This window comes from Limnohabitans sp., from assembly GCF_031539105.1.
Lineage (GTDB): Bacteria > Pseudomonadota > Gammaproteobacteria > Burkholderiales > Burkholderiaceae_C > Limnohabitans.
Genome location: NZ_JAVKLM010000023.1, coordinates 56,436 through 75,439, shown reverse-complemented (window position 1 = coordinate 75,439; position 19,004 = coordinate 56,436). Strand labels below are relative to the sequence as shown.

General features: G+C 56.6%; 21 protein-coding genes. 14 read left to right on the top strand and 7 right to left on the bottom strand.

Annotation, left to right across the window (positions count from 1 at the left end; translation table 11 throughout):
- Positions 1–34 precede the first annotated feature (34 nt).
- The 3 genes from rplM (at position 35) to erpA (ending at position 1,397) form a co-directional block, all read left to right on the top strand.
- On the top strand, positions 35–463 hold the full coding sequence (rplM, locus tag RMR24_RS07270; protein ID WP_100131731.1) for a 50S ribosomal protein L13: 429 nt from the start codon (positions 35–37) through the stop codon (positions 461–463).
- A 9-nt stretch (positions 464–472) separates the two neighbouring features.
- A complete protein-coding gene (gene rpsI / locus RMR24_RS07265; RefSeq protein WP_104797055.1) occupies positions 473–865 on the top strand; it encodes a 30S ribosomal protein S9 in 393 nt (130 codons plus the stop codon).
- Positions 866–1,031: 166 nt separating this feature from the next.
- A complete protein-coding gene (gene erpA, locus RMR24_RS07260; RefSeq protein WP_108358382.1) occupies positions 1,032–1,397 on the top strand; it encodes an iron-sulfur cluster insertion protein ErpA in 366 nt (121 codons plus the stop codon).
- On the opposite strand, the gene RMR24_RS07255 is transcribed toward erpA, so the two are convergent.
- Together RMR24_RS07255 and RMR24_RS07250 are read right to left on the bottom strand one after the other, a co-directional pair.
- Positions 1,398–2,525, bottom strand: coding sequence for an anhydro-N-acetylmuramic acid kinase (locus tag RMR24_RS07255; RefSeq protein ID WP_310614411.1), 1,128 nt, complete (start codon positions 2,523–2,525; stop codon positions 1,398–1,400). It lies immediately after the preceding gene.
- The gene (locus RMR24_RS07250; RefSeq protein ID WP_310614410.1) at positions 2,526–3,857 is read right to left on the bottom strand and encodes a M23 family metallopeptidase; all 1,332 of its coding nucleotides are present in this window, start codon (positions 3,855–3,857) and stop codon (positions 2,526–2,528) included. It lies immediately after the preceding gene.
- Between the two features lie 120 nt (positions 3,858–3,977).
- On the opposite strand from RMR24_RS07250, the gene tyrS reads away from it, so the two are divergent.
- From tyrS to dbpA, 3 genes are read left to right on the top strand one after another with little or no spacing between them, the layout of a single operon-like run.
- Positions 3,978–5,225 carry a tyrosine--tRNA ligase gene (gene tyrS / locus RMR24_RS07245; RefSeq protein WP_310614409.1) on the top strand — a complete coding sequence of 416 codons (1,248 nt, stop codon included), beginning with the start codon at positions 3,978–3,980 and terminating at the stop codon, positions 5,223–5,225.
- A gap of 4 nt (positions 5,226–5,229) precedes the next feature.
- Positions 5,230–5,676: a D-aminoacyl-tRNA deacylase gene (gene dtd / locus RMR24_RS07240; RefSeq protein WP_310614408.1), complete on the top strand. Its 447-nt coding sequence runs from the start codon at positions 5,230–5,232 to the stop codon at positions 5,674–5,676.
- A complete protein-coding gene (dbpA, locus tag RMR24_RS07235; protein WP_310614407.1) occupies positions 5,673–7,085 on the top strand; it encodes an ATP-dependent RNA helicase DbpA in 1,413 nt (470 codons plus the stop codon). The genes dtd and dbpA overlap by 4 nt, the downstream gene beginning before the upstream one ends.
- On the opposite strand, the gene ybeY is transcribed toward dbpA, so the two are convergent.
- Together ybeY and RMR24_RS07225 are read right to left on the bottom strand one after the other, a co-directional pair.
- The gene (gene ybeY, locus RMR24_RS07230) at positions 7,082–7,534 is read right to left on the bottom strand and encodes an rRNA maturation RNase YbeY (protein WP_310614406.1); all 453 of its coding nucleotides are present in this window, start codon (positions 7,532–7,534) and stop codon (positions 7,082–7,084) included. The two genes, dbpA and ybeY, sit on opposite strands and share 4 nt — an antisense overlap.
- A 4-nt stretch (positions 7,535–7,538) precedes the next feature.
- Complete coding sequence (locus RMR24_RS07225; protein ID WP_310614405.1) at positions 7,539–8,495, bottom strand: PhoH family protein; 957 nt, start codon at positions 8,493–8,495, stop codon at positions 7,539–7,541.
- Positions 8,496–8,522: 27 nt separating this feature from the next.
- On the opposite strand from RMR24_RS07225, the gene ruvA reads away from it, so the two are divergent.
- Positions 8,523–9,095 carry a Holliday junction branch migration protein RuvA gene (ruvA, locus tag RMR24_RS07220; protein WP_310614404.1) on the top strand — a complete coding sequence of 191 codons (573 nt, stop codon included), beginning with the start codon at positions 8,523–8,525 and terminating at the stop codon, positions 9,093–9,095.
- Positions 9,096–9,098: 3 nt separating this feature from the next.
- The gene (ruvB, locus tag RMR24_RS07215) at positions 9,099–10,160 is read left to right on the top strand and encodes a Holliday junction branch migration DNA helicase RuvB (RefSeq protein ID WP_310614403.1); all 1,062 of its coding nucleotides are present in this window, start codon (positions 9,099–9,101) and stop codon (positions 10,158–10,160) included.
- On the opposite strand, the gene RMR24_RS07210 is transcribed toward ruvB, so the two are convergent.
- Positions 10,157–10,831 carry a histidine phosphatase family protein gene (locus RMR24_RS07210; protein WP_310614402.1) on the bottom strand — a complete coding sequence of 225 codons (675 nt, stop codon included), beginning with the start codon at positions 10,829–10,831 and terminating at the stop codon, positions 10,157–10,159. The genes ruvB and RMR24_RS07210 overlap by 4 nt on opposite strands.
- Before the next feature lie 79 nt (positions 10,832–10,910).
- On the opposite strand from RMR24_RS07210, the gene RMR24_RS07205 reads away from it, so the two are divergent.
- The 5 genes from RMR24_RS07205 to RMR24_RS07185 are packed head-to-tail and all read left to right on the top strand — an operon-like array spanning position 10,911 to position 15,192.
- Positions 10,911–11,597: a TetR/AcrR family transcriptional regulator gene (locus RMR24_RS07205; RefSeq protein WP_310614401.1), complete on the top strand. Its 687-nt coding sequence runs from the start codon at positions 10,911–10,913 to the stop codon at positions 11,595–11,597.
- 12 nt (positions 11,598–11,609) lie between these two features.
- The gene (locus RMR24_RS07200; RefSeq protein WP_310614400.1) at positions 11,610–13,406 is read left to right on the top strand and encodes an acyl-CoA dehydrogenase C-terminal domain-containing protein; all 1,797 of its coding nucleotides are present in this window, start codon (positions 11,610–11,612) and stop codon (positions 13,404–13,406) included.
- A gap of 35 nt (positions 13,407–13,441) precedes the next feature.
- Positions 13,442–13,894 (top strand): DUF2147 domain-containing protein, encoded by a 453-nt coding sequence (locus tag RMR24_RS07195; protein WP_310614399.1) that lies wholly within the window; start codon positions 13,442–13,444, stop codon positions 13,892–13,894.
- Positions 13,895–13,905: 11 nt separating this feature from the next.
- A complete protein-coding gene (locus RMR24_RS07190) occupies positions 13,906–14,670 on the top strand; it encodes an enoyl-CoA hydratase (protein ID WP_310614398.1) in 765 nt (254 codons plus the stop codon).
- Positions 14,671–14,694: 24 nt separating this feature from the next.
- Positions 14,695–15,192, top strand: coding sequence for a thioesterase family protein (locus RMR24_RS07185; protein WP_310614397.1), 498 nt, complete (start codon positions 14,695–14,697; stop codon positions 15,190–15,192).
- A 2-nt stretch (positions 15,193–15,194) separates the two neighbouring features.
- Here RMR24_RS07185 and RMR24_RS07180 read toward each other — a convergent pair whose 3' ends face one another.
- Complete coding sequence (locus tag RMR24_RS07180; protein WP_310614396.1) at positions 15,195–15,605, bottom strand: acyl-CoA thioesterase; 411 nt, start codon at positions 15,603–15,605, stop codon at positions 15,195–15,197.
- A gap of 38 nt (positions 15,606–15,643) precedes the next feature.
- Between RMR24_RS07180 and RMR24_RS07175 the strand changes: the two genes are divergently transcribed.
- Positions 15,644–17,458, top strand: coding sequence for an ABC transporter ATP-binding protein/permease (locus RMR24_RS07175; RefSeq protein WP_310614395.1), 1,815 nt, complete (start codon positions 15,644–15,646; stop codon positions 17,456–17,458).
- A 350-nt stretch (positions 17,459–17,808) separates the two neighbouring features.
- On the opposite strand, the gene metK is transcribed toward RMR24_RS07175, so the two are convergent.
- On the bottom strand, positions 17,809–18,993 hold the full coding sequence (gene metK, locus RMR24_RS07170; protein ID WP_310614394.1) for a methionine adenosyltransferase: 1,185 nt from the start codon (positions 18,991–18,993) through the stop codon (positions 17,809–17,811).
- Between the last annotated feature and the right edge of the window lie 11 nt (positions 18,994–19,004).

Below are 19,004 nucleotides of genomic sequence, written 5' to 3'. Positions count from 1 at the left end.
CCCTACAAACCAACTCTCCTTTTAGGATTTAACTATGTCTACATTCAGCGCAAAACCCGCTGACGTGGTGCATGAGTGGTTTGTGATTGACGCCACCGATAAGGTGCTCGGACGAGTAGCCAGCGAAGTTGCTCTCCGTTTACGCGGCAAACACAAAGCCATTTACACACCCCACGTCGATACAGGTGACTTCATCGTCATCATCAACGCTTCCAAACTCAAGGTCACGGGTACCAAGTCTTTGGACAAGGTGTACTACCGTCACTCGGGTTATCCCGGCGGTATCACAGCTACCAACTTCCGTGACATGCAAGCCAAGCACCCTGGCCGCGCATTCGAGAAGGCCGTCAAAGGCATGTTGCCTAAAGGCCCACTCGGCTACGCCATGATCAAAAAGCTCAAGGTGTACGGCGGTGCTGAGCACCCACACACCGCACAACAGCCTAAAGTGCTGGACATCTAAGGAGCTGAAATGATTGGTGAATGGAACAACGGCACCGGCCGTCGCAAATCAAGCGTCGCTCGCGTGTTTCTGAAAAAAGGCTCCGGCAAAATCACGATCAACGGTAAAGACATCGCCGCATATTTCGGCCGTCAAACCTCGATCATGATTTCGAAGCAACCCTTGATGCTGACCAACAACGGCGAAGCGTTTGACATTCAAGTCAACGTGCACGGCGGTGGTGAGTCTGGCCAAGCAGGTGCAGTGCGTCACGGTATTACCCGCGCTTTGATCGACTACGACGCAGCTTTGAAACCCGTCCTGTCACAAGCCGGTTACGTGACACGCGATGCGCGTGAAGTCGAACGTAAAAAGGTTGGCTTGCACTCTGCTCGCCGCCGCAAGCAGTTCAGCAAGCGTTAATCCGCTTTCTGTTTTGCCAAAAGCCGCATGGGTTCGCCCTTGCGGCTTTTTTATTGGGCGTTTTGATGTGGGAATGCCCATGTTACAAACAGCGTCTCTAGCCCATGCCTGGCGCTATACCCGAGTAAAGCGATATACTTTTACGCATTGATTCAGGAGTCCTCACATGAGCGCCGTTGCAGAAAACATCCAAACAGAAATGCCATCCCCTTTCGTCTTCACCGACAGCGCAGCTGCCAAAGTGGCTGACCTGATTGCGGAAGAAGGCAACCCTGAGTTGAAGCTGCGCGTATTCGTGCAAGGCGGCGGCTGCTCAGGCTTTCAATACGGTTTCACGTTCGATGAAATCGTGAATGAAGATGACACCACCATCAACAAAAACGGTGTGTCTTTGTTGGTTGACGCGATGAGCTACCAATACTTGGTGGGCGCCGAGATTGACTACAAAGAAGACTTGCAAGGCGCTCAGTTCGTCATCAAGAACCCAAACGCGACATCGACTTGCGGCTGCGGCTCGTCTTTCTCAGCCTGATCAGGCCTTAAAAACGCCACCCAGTATGCGGGCGCCTTGTGCGCCCGTTACTTTTGGTAGGTTGCCAGGCCGCCCCAACATGGTTTGGCGGGCCAGCCACGCAAAGGCGGCTGCTTCTACTTGAAGGGGAGGCATGCCACGGTCTGCCGAAGACAGTACGCGCACATGAGGCAAGCCCGCCTGCAAGCGTTGCATCAACAAACCATTCAATGCGCCACCGCCGCAAACGATGAGTTCAGCTGCATCAGCAGCGTGGCGTAGCACATCATTCACGCACGCGCGTGCGGTGAACTGGGTCAGCGTGGCTTGCACATCTGCCGCTGCGGCGTTGACGTATCCGCTGAGTTGCTGTGCTAACCAAGTAGGGTGGAACAAGTCACGCCCGGTGCTTTTGGGCGGCGCTTGAAGCAGAAAAGGCTCCGCCAGCATGGCTTGCAGCAAAGGCTCAATCGCTGAGCCAGTTGCGCCCCACGCGCCGTTGTTATCAAACGCATGGCCGGTGTGCGCTTGGCACCAGTGGTCTAGCAATGCGTTACCCGGGCCGCAATCAAAGCCCAAGACATCGCCGTTGGCGTACAGCACGCTGAGGTTGGCAATGCCGCCAAGGTTCAGTACGCCCACGGTGTGGTCGGTTTGACCAAAGATGCCTTGGTGAAACACGGGCACCAATGGCGCACCTTGGCCACCTGCGGCCACGTCGCGGCTGCGGAAATCAGCCACCACGTCAATGCCTGTGAGCTCGGCCAGTAACGCAGGGTTGTTGAGTTGCAGCGTGTAGCCCGTGCCGTCAAACGCGCCTGGACGGTGGCGTACGGTTTGGCCGTGTGCGCCGATGGCGCAGACGGCGCTGGCAGGCGTTTGCGTGTTGGCCAACAGTGCTTGCACGGTTTGCGCATACACACGCACTAAGCCGTTAGCCGCTAGCGCAGCGCGATGCAGCTCGTTGTCAGACGAAGTGTTGAGGGCCAGCAGCTCTTGTTTGAGGGCTTGATCAAAAGGTATGGCGTGGTGCGCCAACACGCGTGGCTGAGCGCCACTGAAATCTGCCAACACACCGTCTACACCGTCGAGCGAGGTGCCCGACATCAAGCCAATGAAAAGCTGGGATGAGGTGCCTGCAGTTGTCATTTACTCTGCGCGGCTCACTTGGCTGCTAGCTGCCGCAGTCAGGTCTACCGTCGCGATAGCTGCTTGGCGCTTGAACTGCTCGCGCGCGGTGGCTGACACTTCGACCGCCACGCTTTGACGGGCCATGGTGAGTGGGTCTTTGTGTTGACCATTCACGCGAAATTCAAAGTGCAAATGTGGTCCTGTCGCCCATCCGGTTGAGCCGACCAAGCCCAGTGTTTGGCCTTGCATGACCGACTGGCCGCGCTTGACGTTGATGCGGCTCAGGTGGGCGTATACCGTGGTTTGTCCGCTGGCGTGCTTCACCATCACTACATTGCCAAAGCCGCCTTGCGAACCCGCTACATCCACAATGCCTTGGCCCACGCTACGTACGGGCGTGCCAGTGGGAGCCGCATAGTCCACGCCCAAATGGGCGCGCCAAGTTTGCAAGATCGGATGAAAGCGCATTTTGAAACCGCTGGTCATGCGCGAGAAAGCGAGGGGCGAGGCCAGGTAAGCGCGACGCAGGCTGATGCCGTCGGCGTTGAAGTAGCCGCCTTCTTTGGCATTGGTTTCTTTGAACCAAAACGCTTGGTGTGTTTTGCCGTTGTTCACAAATTCAGCCGAGATCACGCGGCCTGTACGCAGCACTTCGCCATCGGCTTCGAGCGATTCATACACCACCGCAAAGCGGTCGCCCTTGCGCAGGGCGCGGTGAAAGTCGATGTCGCCTGCAAAGATGTCAGCCAACTGGCTGGCCACGCTGTCGGGAATATCTGCTTCGTCGGTGGCTGCAAACAGAGAGCTTTGAATCGTGCCGTTGCCCATGCGTGTGCTGGTGGTGAGTGCGGCAGTTTCTTGGCGTTCCACAAAACCTTCGGCGTTGCGTTCCATCACCCAGCGGGTGAAGGTCTCTCCATCGTCGTTGGCCCAGCGGGCGGTCAGGCGTGTGAGTCGATGACCTGCATCGCCCTCCACGTTCACCAAACGGCCAGCACGGCCTACAAATTGGCGTGCTGTGCGTGCGTGACGCAAGTAGGCTGCGGCTTCGGGGTCGCTCAAGCCCAAGCGTGATAGCAAACTGTCGGCCGAGTCACTAGAGCGGGTGACGTCCGAGCGAAACAGTTGCAAAGATTTTTGTGTCCACAAGTTGGGCAGCGTCAAGGTGTTGACGCTTTCCACCAATTGGCGCATGGGAAGTTTGGAAGCGCCATCATCCAAGTTGGCCACCGCAAACGCACCACCCCCAAGAACCGTGAGCGTCAGCGCCACACCCGCCAATACTCGGCGGTGATAGGTGTGAAGGCTGTTTTGCAGGCGCGAGACCCACAAAGAAAACGATGTCTGCAAGGGTTGATCTCCAGCAGTTGGTAGATGGCCAGGTACGAGCCCAGGGCCTCAAGGTTTGGGCCTCTAAAATCAGGCTCAAACACCAAACCGTCAAGTATACCTTGGACGGAAAAAATCCTTATGAATCAAGCACCTGCACAAAATTCCTCCGTCGCTCATCCAGTGACTGACCGCGTCCTCGAAGCCTTGTCTGTGACCAAGCGCGGCTGCGAAGAACTGATCCCAGAAGACGCGTGGGTGAAAAAGCTCGCACGTTCCGAAGCCACAGGCCAACCGCTGCGCATCAAACTGGGCCTAGACCCCACAGCGCCTGACATTCACATCGGCCACACCGTGGTGCTCAACAAAATGCGTCAGCTGCAAGACTTGGGGCACCAAGTCATCTTTTTGATTGGCGACTTCACCAGCTTGATTGGCGACCCATCGGGTCGCAACAGCACACGCCCGCCGCTCACGCCTGAGCAAATCAAGGTGAACGCCGAGACGTATTACAAGCAAGCCTCATTGGTGCTCGACCCCGCTAAAACCGAAATTCGCTACAACAGCGAGTGGTGCATTCCGCTGGGCTCGATGGGCATGATTCAGTTGGCATCGAAGTACACCGTGGCACGCATGATGGAGCGCAACGACTTTCATGACCGCTTTCATGCCAACACGCCCATCAGCGTGCACGAGTTTTTGTACCCGCTCATGCAGGGCTACGACTCGGTGGCGTTGAAGTCTGATTTGGAGTTGGGCGGTACCGACCAAAAATTCAACCTGCTCATGGGCCGCCATTTGCAAGCCGAATACGGCCAAGAAGCCCAGTGCATCTTGACCATGCCGCTGCTCGAAGGTTTGGATGGCGTTGAAAAAATGTCCAAGTCCAAGAACAACTACATCGGCATCAGCGAAGAACCTAACACTATGTTTGCCAAAGTGTTGTCTATCTCTGATGTGCTCATGTGGCGCTGGTACACCTTGCTGTCGTTCAAATCGATGGCTGACATTGAGGCCTTGAAAAAAGAAATCGAAGGTGGTCGCAACCCCAAAGACGCCAAGGTGGCCTTGGCCAAAGAAGTCACCGCACGCTTTCACGGTGCTGCAGCGGCCGAAGCGGCAGAACAAGACTTCATCAACCGCAGCAAGGGCGGTGTGCCCGATGAAATCCCAGAGCTGTCACTCAGTGGCGCCCCCATGGGTATTGGTGCATTGCTCAAAGCCGCAGGCTTGGCGCCTTCTAGCAGCGAAGCCAACCGTTTAATCGAAGGCGGCGGTGTGCGGGTGGACTCCAGTGTGGTCAGTGACAAAGGATTGAAACTCGATGCGGGCACGTTTGTCGTGCAAGTGGGCAAGCGCAAATTTGCGCGTGTGACGTTGACCGCGTGATGGCATGAAAGTGGTCTTGCAACGTGTGAGCGAAGCCCGTGTGGTGGTCGATGACCAAACCGTGGGTGAGATTGCGCAAGGTCTCATGGTGCTGTTGTGCGCCGAAAAAGGTGACACCGACGCGGTGGGCCAAAAGATGCTCGACAAAATCTTGAAGCTGCGCGTGTTCTATGACGACGCGGGCAAAATGAACCGCAGCGTGGTGGATGTGAATGGCGGCTTGTTGGTGGTGAGCCAATTCACTTTGGCGGCCGATACCAGCAGTGGCACGCGCCCCAGCTTTACCAGCGCAGCGCCGGCCGACGAAGGTCGCCGCTTGTATGACTGGTTTGTGGCGCAAGCCAAAGCGCAGCATCCACTGGTGCAAACGGGCATCTTTGGTGCAGACATGAAAGTTCATTTGGTGAACGATGGCCCTGTGACCATCCCAATCACGATAATCGGTGCATGACCGATACAAAAAATACCGCTACGACCTTTGCTTCCCTGAGCCTCGCGGCCTCTTCATTAGATAACTTGACGCAGCTGGGCTACACCCAGATGACCCCCATCCAAGCCGCAAGCTTGCCCCTGACTTTGGCGGGCCGTGACCTGATTGCCCAAGCTAGCACGGGCAGCGGCAAGACGGCTGCCTTTGGCATTCCCTTGGTTGAAAAACTCGACCCTGCGCTCTTTGACGCGCAAGCCATGATTCTTTGTCCAACCCGCGAATTGGCCGACCAAGTGACGCAAGAAATTCGTCGCTTAGCCCGCGCGGTAGGCAACATCAAAGTGGTCACGCTGTGCGGCGGTGTGGCCTTGCGTGGCCAAACTGTGAGCTTGGAGCACGGTGCCCATGTGGTGGTGGGCACGCCCGGCCGCATCATGGACCATTTAGAGCGCGGCTCGCTCAGCCTGCAAGGCTTGAAGATGTTGGTGCTGGACGAAGCCGACCGCATGCTGGATATGGGCTTTTTTGACGACATTGCCAAAGTGGCGCGTCAGTGCCCAAAGGATCGCCAAACCTTGTTGTTCTCGGCCACGTATCCCGAAGGTATTGCCAAGCTCGCCTCGCAGTTCATGCGCGAGCCGCAAACGGTGAAGGTGCAAGCGCAGCACGACGCGCAAAAGATCAAACAGATTTTTTACGAGGTGAGTAACAACGAACGTTTGCACGCGGTGTCGCAACTGCTCAACCACTTCCGCCCTGAATCCACATTGGCGTTTTGCAACACCAAACAACAATGCCGCGATTTGGTGACCGTGCTGCAAGCCCAAGGTTTCAGCGCCTTGGCGCTGTTTGGCGAGCTGGAGCAACGCGAGCGTGACCAAGTGTTGGTGCAGTTTGCCAACCGCAGTTGCTCGGTGTTGGTGGCTACGGATGTGGCCGCGCGTGGTTTGGATGTGGCCAACTTAGAGGCTGTCATCAATGTGGACGTGACGCCCGATTCGGAAATTCATATCCACCGCATTGGCCGCACAGGCCGGGGTGACGCCGAAGGTTTGGCCTTGTCACTCGCCAGCATGGACGAGATGGGCAATGTGGGCAAGATTGAGCTCTTGCAAAACCGCGAGTCCACCTGGGCACCACTCAGCAGCCTCACGCCCGCTGCAGGTGGCATCTTGCAGCCGCCGATGGCGACGCTGCAGATTGTGGGCGGTCGTAAAGAGAAGATTCGTGCAGGCGATGTGTTGGGCGCACTCACGGGTGACGCAGGCTTCACCAAAGAGCAAGTGGGAAAGATCAACGTGAACGAGTTTTCCACCTATGTGGCAGTGGAGCGCAGCATTGCACGTGAAGCCGTCAAGCGTTTGAGCGCGGGTCGCGTCAAAGGCAAGACGGTGAAGGTGCGATTATTGGAGGATGGCTTAGGTCGTTAATACGGGCAGGGCAACTCAAGGCTTGCCATGATGAACATCTCTAAGGTTTCCATCTCGATGGCATCTGCTTCAGAGGTGTCGTGGTCATAGCCTTGGGCGTGCAACGCGCCATGAATCAGCAAATGGGCGTAGTGCGCCTGTAGCGACTTGCCTTGCTCTTTGGCCTCCGCTGCCACCACGGGTGCGCACAACACGAGGTCGGCCATCACCATCGGAGCCTGGGCGTAATCAAACGTCAGCACATTGGTGGCGTAGTTTTTCTTGCGATAGCTGCTGTTCAAGGCTTGGCCTTCATCGGCATCGACGATGCGCACGGTCATCTCAGCATCGCGTGCCAAGGCGCTGCGAATGCAACGGTTTACAAAAGCGCGGGGCAATGCAGCGCGGTGACGCGCGGCAAGGGGGACATCGCCAAATTGCAGGGTGAGGTCTAGGGTGGGCAGTGCCATGTTTTTACGATTGTTTGCGTGAAGGGGCGCCGGTGGTGGCGCTGCGCTGCGCGTCATACGCGTCGACGATGCGAGCCACCAAGGGGTGGCGCACCACGTCAGCCGTGGTGAAGCGCGTGACCGAAATGCCCTTGACGCGTTTCAACACGCGTTCGGCATCAATCAAGCCGCTGAGCTGTCCCTTAGGCAAGTCAATCTGGCTCACATCCCCTGTGACCACCGCTTTGGCGCCAAAGCCAATGCGGGTGAGGAACATCTTCATTTGTTCGGGCGTGGTGTTTTGCGCTTCGTCCAAGATGATGAAGGCGTTGTTGAGTGTGCGGCCACGCATGAAGGCGAGTGGCGCAATTTCAATCGCATTGCGTTCGAACGCTTTTTGCACGCGGTCATAACCCATCAGGTCATACAGCGCGTCATAAAGGGGGCGCAAATAGGGGTCTACTTTTTGGCCTAAATCGCCGGGTAAGAAGCCGAGTTTTTCGCCAGCTTCCACCGCTGGGCGAGTGAGCACAATGCGTTGCACAGCGCTGCGCTCCAGCGCATCCACCGCACAGGCTACGGCCAAATAGGTTTTGCCTGTGCCTGCGGGGCCAATGCCAAAGCTGATGTCGTGCGCGGCAATGTTGTCTAAGTAGGCCGCTTGCGTGGGCGTGCGTGCACGCAGGTCGGTGCGGCGGGTCTGCAACGTGGGAGCGTCTTCCTCCATCGCGCTGTCGCCGGCCAGCATGAGTTGCACTTGTTCGGGCGGGATGGCTTTGGCCGCACGCTCATACAAGGCTTGCAGCACCTCCATGGCACGGGTGGCTTTGGCCTTGTGGCCGTCCACTTTGAACTGCTCGTGGCGGTGGGCGATTTTCACGTCTAAGGCTAGCTCGATGGTGCGCAGATGTTCGTCGGTGGGGCCGCACAAATGCGACAGACGGGTGTTGTTATGCGGGGTGAAGGTGTGGCGAAGAATCAAGTCGATAATCTCTCAAAAGGTACACCAATGATAGGCAAGTTAACAGGCATCCTCAGCGAGAAAAATCCACCCCAAGTTTTGGTGGACTGCAACGGCGTGGGCTACGAAGTCGATGTGCCCATGAGCACGTTTTACAACTTGCCTGCCAATGGCGAAAAAGTGTCCTTGCTGACGCACTTCGTGGTGCGCGAAGATGCGCAAATTTTGTTTGGTTTTGGCACTGCGTCAGAACGTGCCACGTTTCGCTTGCTCATCAAAATCTCAGGCGTTGGCCCCCGCATGGCGCTTGGCATCTTGAGTGGCTTGAGTGCCGACGAGTTGGCGCGTGCGGTGTCTGATCAAAACGCGGCACGCCTCACCAAAGTGCCGGGTATTGGCAAGAAAACGGCGGAGCGTTTGCTGCTCGAACTCAAAGGCAAACTGGGTGCAGACCTCGGCCCCCATCTGTTTTCCACGCCTGACCACCAAAGCGACATTTTGCAAGCCCTGCTCGCACTGGGCTACAACGACAAAGAAGCCGCAGCAGCGCTCAAAGCCTTGCCCGCCGATGTGGGCGTGAGCGACGGCATCAAGCTGGCGCTGAAATCATTGGCCAAATAAACCATGAGCATTCAAACCGACGATTTCGCGCCTTCACCCGTGCCATCGCGCGTGGTGTCTGCCGCGCCCGTGTCGCCCAACGAAGAGGCGATTGAACGCGCCTTGCGCCCCAAGCTGCTGCAAGAGTACGTGGGTCAAATGAAGGTGCGTGAGCAGTTGGAGATTTTCATTGGTGCGGCCAAGATGCGCAACGAGGCGCTCGACCATGTGCTGCTGTTTGGACCACCCGGTTTGGGCAAAACCACACTCAGTCACATCATTGCGCAAGAGCTGGGTGTGAACCTGCGTTCCACCAGCGGTCCTGTGCTCGAAAAGCCCAAAGACTTGGCTGCGCTATTGACGGGTCTTGAGAAAAACGACGTGTTGTTCATCGACGAGATTCACCGTCTCTCGCCCGTGGTGGAAGAGATTTTGTATCCCGCGTTAGAGGACTACCAAATCGACATCATGATTGGTGAAGGCCCTGCGGCTCGCAGCATCAAACTCGACTTGCAGCCTTTCACCTTGGTGGGGGCCACCACTCGCGCGGGCATGTTGACCAACCCACTGCGTGATCGCTTTGGCATTGTGTCGCGCCTAGAGTTTTACACCGCAGAAGAGCTGCAACGCATCGTGGTGCGCAGCGCAGGATTGCTGGACACACCGATGGATGTGGAAGGCGGCTTTGAGATCGCGCGCCGCTCACGCGGCACGCCGCGCATCGCCAACCGCTTGTTGCGGCGTGTGCGCGACTATGCCGATGTGAAGGGCAATGGCCGCATCACCCTCGAGATGGCCAACAAGGCGCTGGCCATGCTCGATGTGGATCCCCAAGGCTTTGACTTGATGGACCGCAAGCTGCTCGAGGCTGTGATTCACCGCTTTGATGGCGGCCCCGTGGGTCTGGACAACATCGCTGCCAGCATCGGCGAAGAGCGCGACACGATTGAAGACGTGATTGAGCCGTATTTGATTCAGCAAGGTTTCTTGCAACGCACGCCGCGTGGCCGCATGGCCACCCTGGCGGCATATCGCCACTTGGGTGTGACGCCGCCCAAGTCGATTGGCGACATCACCACAGATTAAGTGGTGGTCTCGTCGCGGGGCGCGCCATTCGCCTCGTCAAAGTGCGACACATCACCCCAGCCCACGAGGCTCAAGCCCTGAGGCGTCCACAGCAAGCGGTTGATGGCGGCATTGCCCAAGTGCCAAGTGCGCGGTGCTTCTACCGATTGCTGGGTGGCCAAGCGATACAGAGCGTCCATCACGCCGCCATGTGCGACCAACACAATTTGTTCGCCAAGGTGTTGGCTGGCTAACTCATTCACGCAGGTGCTGATACGTTCGCGCAAAACCGTCAGTGACTCGCCGCCCATCGGTGCCCAGTGCGGGTCGCGTCCGCGCCAAAGTTTGCATTCTTCGGGATGTTCGTTTTCTATCTCGGCCCAAGTTTTGCCTTGCAAATGACCAAAGTGGCGTTCGCGCAGCTGTAAATGCGGGGTCACTTGTCCAGGAGTCGGTGTGCGTGCAGACAAGCGAGCAGGCGCCGAGGCAATGGCTTGCGCGGTTTCAAACGCACGGCGTAAGTCGCTGCTGTAAATGGCGTCAATGGGCTCTTCAGCCAAGGCGTGGCCCACACGTTCGGCCTGCCAGCGGCCCGTTTCGTTCAGGTCAATGTTGATGTGACCTTGAATGCGGGTGTCCACATTCCACAGGGTTTCCCCGTGGCGGATGGCGAGAATTCGGGTGGCTTGCATAGGCGCCTAGTTTAAAGATTCAAAAATCGTGCAAAATAGCACGACCGTTCTTTTCTAGAGTTTTATCCAAAAGCCCCGCATGACCGCCACACGAAAAACTGCAGCCAACGAAACCAAGGCACTGCAAAAAGGCCAACAAACCAAAGCCGCCATTGTGGATGCTGCTTTGGGTTTGGCCACGCAAATTGGCTTAGAGGGTTTGAGCATCGGCGCGTTGGCCGAGGTGGCCCGCATGAGCAAGTCGGGCGTGTTTGCGCACTTTGGTTCACGTGAAGAACTGCAAATTTCGGTGGTGCGTGAATACCACCTGCGCTTTGAAGCTGAAGTGTTTTTGCCCATTTTGCAAGTCGAGCGCGGCCTGCCACGTTTGCGTCAACTGTTTGCCAACTGGACCAAGCGCACCTCGGCCGAGATTGATTCAGGTTGTCTCTACATCAGTGGCGCGGCTGAGTTTGACGACCGTCCCGGCCCCGTGCGCGACGCACTGGCCAGTTCGGTCAAAACTTGGCTTGCTGCAGTGCATCGCACGGTGGTGCAATCACGTGAAGAAGGCCACTTCGCCGCTGACATGGATGCCGAGCAAATGGTGTTTGAGTTGCACGGCCTCATCTTGGCTTTGCAATACGAAGCGCGTTTCTTGCGTTCTTCCAAATCGCTGGCGCGCACCCTCAAAGGATTTGAAAACATCTTGCAGCGCTATGGCGCAAGCGATGTTGCACCCGTCATTCAAACAAGCGCCAAGCGCACCACCTCAACCAAAAAGTAAGGAGACACAACCATGCCTAGCTACAACCCACCTCTGCGTGACATGCACTTTGTACTGCACGACGTGTTGCACGTCACTGATGATCTCAAGCAAATGCCCAAGCACGTCGATATCGATGCCGACACCATTGCCGCCGTGTTGGAGGAGGGGGGCAAGTTTGCGTCTGAGGTGATTTTCCCTCTCAATCAAATCGGCGATGAACAAGGTTGCACGCTCAACCGTGACACGCACGAAGTCAAAACTCCCGATGGCTTTAAAGCTGCGTATGACCAATATGTGCAAGGTGGCTGGCCAGCCCTCAGTGCTGATCCTGAGTACGGCGGCCAAGGCTTGCCTGTGGTGGTGAATCAGTGTTTTTATGAAATGCTCAACAGTGCCAACCAAGCGTGGACCATGTACCCAGGCCTCACGCACGGCGCGTACGAAGCGCTGCATGCACATGGCACGGACGCACAAAAAGCGTTGTACTTACCCAAGCTCACCAGTGGCGAATGGACAGGCACCATGTGTTTGACCGAACCGCATTGCGGCACCGATCTGGGACTGTTGCGCACCAAGGCCGAGTCGCAAGCCGACGGCACCTACCGCATCACAGGCAACAAAATTTTCATCAGCGCGGGCGAGCACGACATGGTGAGCAACATCGTGCATTTGGTGTTGGCACGTTTGCCCGATGCGCCTGCGGGCAGCAAAGGCATCAGCTTGTTTGTGGTGCCCAAGTTCCACGTCAATGCCGATGGCAGCGTAGGTGAACGCAACGGCATTTACTGTGGTGGCCTAGAGCACAAGATGGGCATCCACGGCAACGCCACCGCGCAGATGGTGTTGGACGGCGCGGTGGGCACGATGGTGGGTCAGCCCAACAAAGGCTTGGCCGCGATGTTCGTGATGATGAATGCGGCACGCATCGGTGTGGGCATGCAGTCGCTGGGCTTGACTGAGGTGGCGTATCAAAACGCGGTGGCCTATGCCAAGGACCGTATTCAATCGCGCAGCTTGACGGGCGCCAAAGACCCCAGCAAACCCGCCGACAGCATATTGGTGCATCCCGATGTGCGCAAGATGTTGCTGACAGCTAAGGCCTATGCCGAAGGTGGTCGTGCGTTGGCGCTGCACTGCGCTTTGCTGATTGACCGTGAGTTGAACCACCCTGATGAAGGGGTGCGTGCCGAGTCAGCCGAGCAAGTGGCTTTGCTCACGCCCATTGTGAAAGCCTTCATCACCGACAACGCGTGGACAGCGACTTCGTCGTGCATGCAAGTGTTTGGTGGCCACGGCTTCATTCGCGAATGGGGCATGGAGCAATATGTGCGCGACGCCCGCATCAACATGATTTATGAAGGCACCAACACCATCCAAAGCTTGGACTTGTTGGGTCGCAAAGTGTTAGGCAACCAAGGCGCATCACTCAAGAAGTTTGGCAAGCACATTGCCGATCTGGTGGCTGAAGCGCAAGGCGACGACGATATGGCTGAGTTCATCAACCCACTGGCCAAGCTGGGTCAACAGATGACGCAGTTCACGGGCGAGATTGGCTACAAAGCCTTGGAAAACGCCGACGAGGTGGGCGCAGCCGCCGTGGATTACCTGCGCGTGGCGGGCCACTTGGTGTTTGGCTACTTCTGGGCGCGCATGGCCAAAGTGGCGTTGCAAAAAATTGCAGAAGGCAACCGCGATCCGTTCTACCAAGCCAAGTTGCAAACCGCACGCTTTTACTTTGCCAAGTTGTTCCCAGAGACAGCGTCGCTCATGCTCACCGCACGAGCTGGCGCTGCTGTGCTGATGGAGACAGAGGCCGTGTTTGCCTGAGTTGCATCGTTATTTAGTTCGGGTAAATTCAAACCATGACACACACATACTTTTTCAAAACCCTCGTGGGCTTGGCCCTGTTGGCTGCGGGTAGCAGCTTTGCCCAAATGACGCCTGTAGGCACTTGGCATTCGATTGACGATAAAACGGGTGAGGCCAAAGCCGAAATCCAAATCGTGGATAAAGACGGCGCGCTCAGCGGACGTGTGACCAAGTCGCTGCGCAATGACCCCAATGCTAAAAAGACCTGTGACGATTGCAAAGACGACCGCAAGGGCCAAGTCATCATCGGCATGGAAATCGTGCGTGGCGTGAAGCCTGACAGTTCAGGTGAAAACCTGTGGGCCAACGGTGGAAAAATTTTGGACCCAGAAAACGGCAAGGAATACACCGTCAAAATGGTGCCGCAAGAAGGTGGCAAGAAATTACAAGTACGCGGCTACATTGGTCCTTTCTTCCGCACGCAAACTTGGTTGCGTGCACAGTAACCAGGAAATTTATGACAGAAATTTTGAGTCACATCGACGCCGGTGTGATGACCCTGACCTTCAACCGCGTTGATAAAAAGAACTCACTCACTGCGGCGATGTACACCGCTTTGGCAGACGCTGTGGCGCAAGCTGAGCATGATGCCAATGTGCGTGTACTGGTGTTCCAAGGGCACGAAGCCGTGTTTTGTGCGGGCAACGACATTGCCGACTTCTTGAACAACCCGCCTTCCACGCCAGATGCGCCGGTGTTCCGTTTGTTGCGCAACATTGCGGCGTTCCCCAAACCCGTCTTGGCGGCCGTGGCAGGCCCTGCCGTCGGTATTGGCACCACGCTGTTGTTTCATTGCGATTTGGTTTATGCGGGCGACAACGCGGCGTTTGCCATGCCGTTTGTCAACCTCGGTGTGTGCCCAGAAGCTGCATCTAGCTTACTGGCCCCTCAAATGATGGGTTACCACCGTGCCGCTGAAGCGCTGCTGTTGGGTGAGCCGTTCATGGCTGAAGCCGCTTTGGAAATTGGTTTGGTCAACCGCGTGTTGCCGCCCACAGAAGTGAACAGCTATGTGCAGGTGCAAGCGCGCAAGCTGGCGGCCAAGCCGTTGTCGTCACTGCTGGAAACCAAGCGTTTGATGAAAGCCGGCCAAGCCGCACTGGTGCAAAAACAAATGAATGAAGAAGCCGCATCGTTTGGCCGTATGTTGACCGAGCCCGCCGCCAAAGAGGCGTTTGGTGCATTCATGGAAAAACGCAAGCCTGATTTCTCTAAGCTTTGATTCTCTGAACGAAAGATCCAGCCGATGTCGCCAACGATTGCCAACACGAGCGTGGCCAGTACTGTGGTGTTTGAACCTGAGTACTTGAGCAGCTTTCGCGACATCTACGAAGATAAAATTGTTTTCAACAAATTGCTCGGTTTGAAGATTGTGAGCGTGACGCCCGACGAAGTGGTGGCTCGCATTGACATGCGCCCCGACTTGGTGGGGCACTACGCTTACAACCGCATTCATGGCGGCGTCATCAGCGCTGTGCTCGATGCCATTGGCAGTGCGGCCGTGATGGCTTGCTTGGCCGCCAAGCACATGAAAGAAACACCCACTGAGCGCTTAGAGCGCTTCGCCAAGCTCGGCACGATTGATTTGCGGGTGGATTATTTGCGCCCTGGTATTGGCGAGCACTTCACCATCCACGCCCACGCTTTGCGTGTGGGTACGCGTGTGGGTACGTCGCGCATGGAGTTTCGCGGGCCTGATGGCACGCTGATGTCCACAGGCACTGGGGCCTACATCGTTTCCTAGGATCAGTCTTTGGGGATGATGCGGGGCTTACCCGTTTCATCAATGGCCACGTAGGTCAGGGTGGCCTCGGTCACTTTCATGTACTCACCCTGCGAGCTGAAACGCTCGGCAAATACTTCTACCTTGACGCTGATCGATGTGTTGCCAATGCGCTGCACGCGTGAGAAAAAACTCAAAATGTCGCCCACTTTCACGGGGTGTTTGAAGATGAACTCGTTCACTGCGACGGTGGCCATGCGCCCGCGCACATAACGCGCCGGCAAGACGGCGCCCGCCAAGTCCACCTGAGCCATCACCCAGCCACCAAAGATGTCACCGTTTTGGTTGCAATCAGCAGGCATGGGGATCACCTTCAACACCAACTCTTGGTCAGTGGGTAAGGGGACGGCGTGAGGGTTTGAAGAGGTAGACATAGGCACAATCGAAGAATTACTTTTTGGCATTGTGCAATATGCGTCATCACGCCCACTCTTCTGCGCCTACCCTTGCTGGGCAGCCAGCTAAACAACGCCCTGACAGCGAAACGCTAAGGCGCCTCTTTCCGTATTTGTGGCAATACAAGTGGCGTGTGGTTGCCGCTTTGAGTTTCATGATTGGCGCCAAAGTGGCCAACGTGAGTGTGCCTTTGCTGCTCAAAGAGTTGATCGATGCCATGTCGTTCAAGCCCAACGACCCGATGGCCGTCATCGTGGTGCCTGTATCTTTGTTGGTGGTCTACGGCGTGCTGCGTTTGTCGGTGTCGGCGTTCACCGAGCTGCGTGAGTTGGTGTTTGCCAAGGCCACTCAGGGGGCAGCGAGGCAAATTGCGCTAGAAACCTTCCAGCATTTGCATGGCCTGAGCTTGCGTTTTCACTTAGAGCGCCAAACCGGTGGCATGACGCGCGATATTGAGCGGGGCGTGCGCGGCATTGAGTCGCTCATTTCGTATTCGCTTTACAGCGTGGTCCCCACCTTGATTGAAGTGGCCATGGTGCTCAGTATCTTGGCGGTGAAGTTTGATGTGTGGTTTGCAGGTATCACACTGGTGGCGTTGGCGCTGTACATCGTGTTCACCATCAGTGTGACTGAATGGCGCACGCAGTACCGCCGCCAAGCCAACGAATTTGACTCAGCAGCGCACACCAAAGCCGTGGACTCGTTGCTCAATTACGAGACAGTGAAGTACTTCAACAACGAAGCCTTCGAAGCTGCGCGCTATGACAAAAGCTTAGAGGCTTTGCGCCGTGCGCGCTTGAAAGCGCAAACGTCTTTGTCGTTGCTCAACACCGGCCAGCAGCTCATCATTGCTGTCGCCTTGGTGGGCATGCTGTGGCGTGCCACGCAAGGCGTGGTCGAGGGACGCATGACTTTGGGCGATTTGGTGATGATCAACGCCTTCATGATTCAGCTCTACATTCCTCTGAACTTTTTGGGGGTGTTGTACCGCGAGATCAAACAAAGCCTGACCGACTTGGATCGCATGTTCACCCTGTTGGAGAAAGAGCGCGAAGTAGCGGATGAGCCAAACGCACCTAGCTTGCAGCTGGAGGGTTCGCCCACGGTGAAGTTTGAGTCGGTGGTGTTTGCGTATGAGGTTGCGCGGCCTATCTTGCATGGCATCAGCTTTGAAATTCCTGCTGGCAAAACGGTGGCCGTGGTGGGACCTTCGGGCTCTGGAAAGTCCACGCTGGCCCGTTTGCTGTTCCGCTTTTACGACGTAGGTAGTGGCGCGATCACCATCGACGGCCAAGACATTCGCCAAGTCACACAAGGCAGCGTGCGCCGTGCGATGGGCATCGTGCCGCAAGACACTGTGCTCTTCAACGACACCGTGCGCTACAACATCGCCTATGGCCGCACGGATGCGACCGAGACCGAAGTGGAGCAAGCTGCCAAAGCTGCGCATATCCACGACTTCATTTCTGCCACGCCCAAGGGCTACGACACGATGGTGGGTGAGCGCGGCTTGAAGCTCTCGGGTGGAGAGAAGCAACGCGTGGCCATCGCCCGCACCTTGCTCAAGAACCCGCCGATTGTGATTTTTGATGAGGCGACTTCGGCTCTTGATAGTGCCAATGAGCGTGCGATTCAGACGGAGCTGCAAAACGCTGCGCAGAACAAGACCACCTTGGTGATTGCGCATCGTTTATCTACCGTGGTGGATGCGCATGAAATTTTGGTGTTGGATGCGGGGCACATCGTGGAACGCGGGTCACATGTTGCCTTGTTGGCGATGAATGGACGGTATGCGCAGATGTGGGCGTTGCAGCAGTCGTCTGAGGGTTGATTCAGCTTTCGTCGTCGCTTCGTTCTTAGGTTTGTGCGTTTTTGGCTAAGGCGAAGCTTGGGTGGCGCACCCCAAACGGCTTACATCGCTGCGCGACGAATGGCGCCTTATTGGGGTGCGCCACCCAAGCTTCTACGGGCGTGCTTAGCTAAGTCGAAATTCTTTTTCGCTTGAACTTTTTCGAACAACAACATGCGGGTTGGGGTAGGCAGATGCGGCGCCATTCGTCGCGAAGCGATGTAAGCCGCGTCTGCCTACCCCAACTCGCACCCCCCAGAATCGAACCAACAAACAAAAAGGGCCTCTCGTCAAAACAAGAGGCCCTTTCAGTCAAACAAACGAAGAAGCGTTTACTTCACGCCAGCAGCAGCCTTCAATGCAGCAGCCTTGTCAGTACGTTCCCAAGTGAACTCTGGCTCTTCACGGCCAAAGTGGCCGTATGCCGCTGTCTTGGTGTAGATCGGGCGCAACAAGTCGAGCATCTGGATGATGCCTTTGGGGCGCAGGTCAAAGTGCTCGGCGACCAACGCGGCGATTTGGTCGTCAGAGATCACGCCCGTGCCTTCGGTGTTCACCGTGATGTTCATGGGGCGTGCCACACCGATGGCATATGCCACTTGAATTTGGCACTTCGTTGCCAAGCCAGCGGCCACGATGTTTTTGGCCACGTAGCGTGCAGCGTAAGCGGCAGAGCGGTCCACCTTGGATGGGTCTTTGCCTGAGAATGCGCCACCGCCGTGCGGGCAAGCGCCGCCGTAGGTGTCCACAATGATCTTGCGGCCCGTCAAACCGCAATCGCCTTGTGGGCCGCCGATGACGAAACGGCCTGTGGGGTTGATCAAAAACTTGGTGTCTTGCAACCACTCTTTGGGCAGCACGGGCTTGATCAGCTCTTCGATGATGGCTTCGTTGAAGCTGGCCTTCATCTTGGTGGCTGATTCGCTTTGGTCAGGGCTGTGTTGGGTGGACAACACCACGGTGTCGATGCTGTGCGGCTTGCCGTCCACGTAGCGCATGGTCACTTGGCTCTTGGCATCGGGGCGCAGGAAAGGCAAGCGGCCATCTTTGCGCAACTGGGCTTGGCGCTCGACCAAACGGTGTGCGTAGTAGATAGGTGCAGGCATCAGCTCTGGCGTTTCGCTGCAAGCGTAGCCAAACATCAGGCCTTGGTCGCCCGCGCCGATGTTGAGGTGGTCGTCAGACGCGTGGTCCACGCCTTGGGCGATATCGTTGGATTGCTTGTCGTAGCAAACCATGACCGCGCAACCTTTGTAGTCGATCCCGTAGTCGGTGTTGTCGTAACCGATGCGTTTGATGGTGTCACGTGCGACTTGGATGTAGTCCACATGTGCGTTGGTGGTGATCTCGCCAGCCAACACAACCAAGCCGGTGTTGGTCAGGGTTTCGGCCGCCACGCGTGAGAGTGGGTCTTGCGCGAAGATGGCGTCCAAAATCGCGTCAGAGATTTGGTCTGCCACTTTGTCTGGGTGGCCTTCTGAAACGGATTCAGACGTGAAGAGGTAATTGCTGGACATAAAAAAAGCTC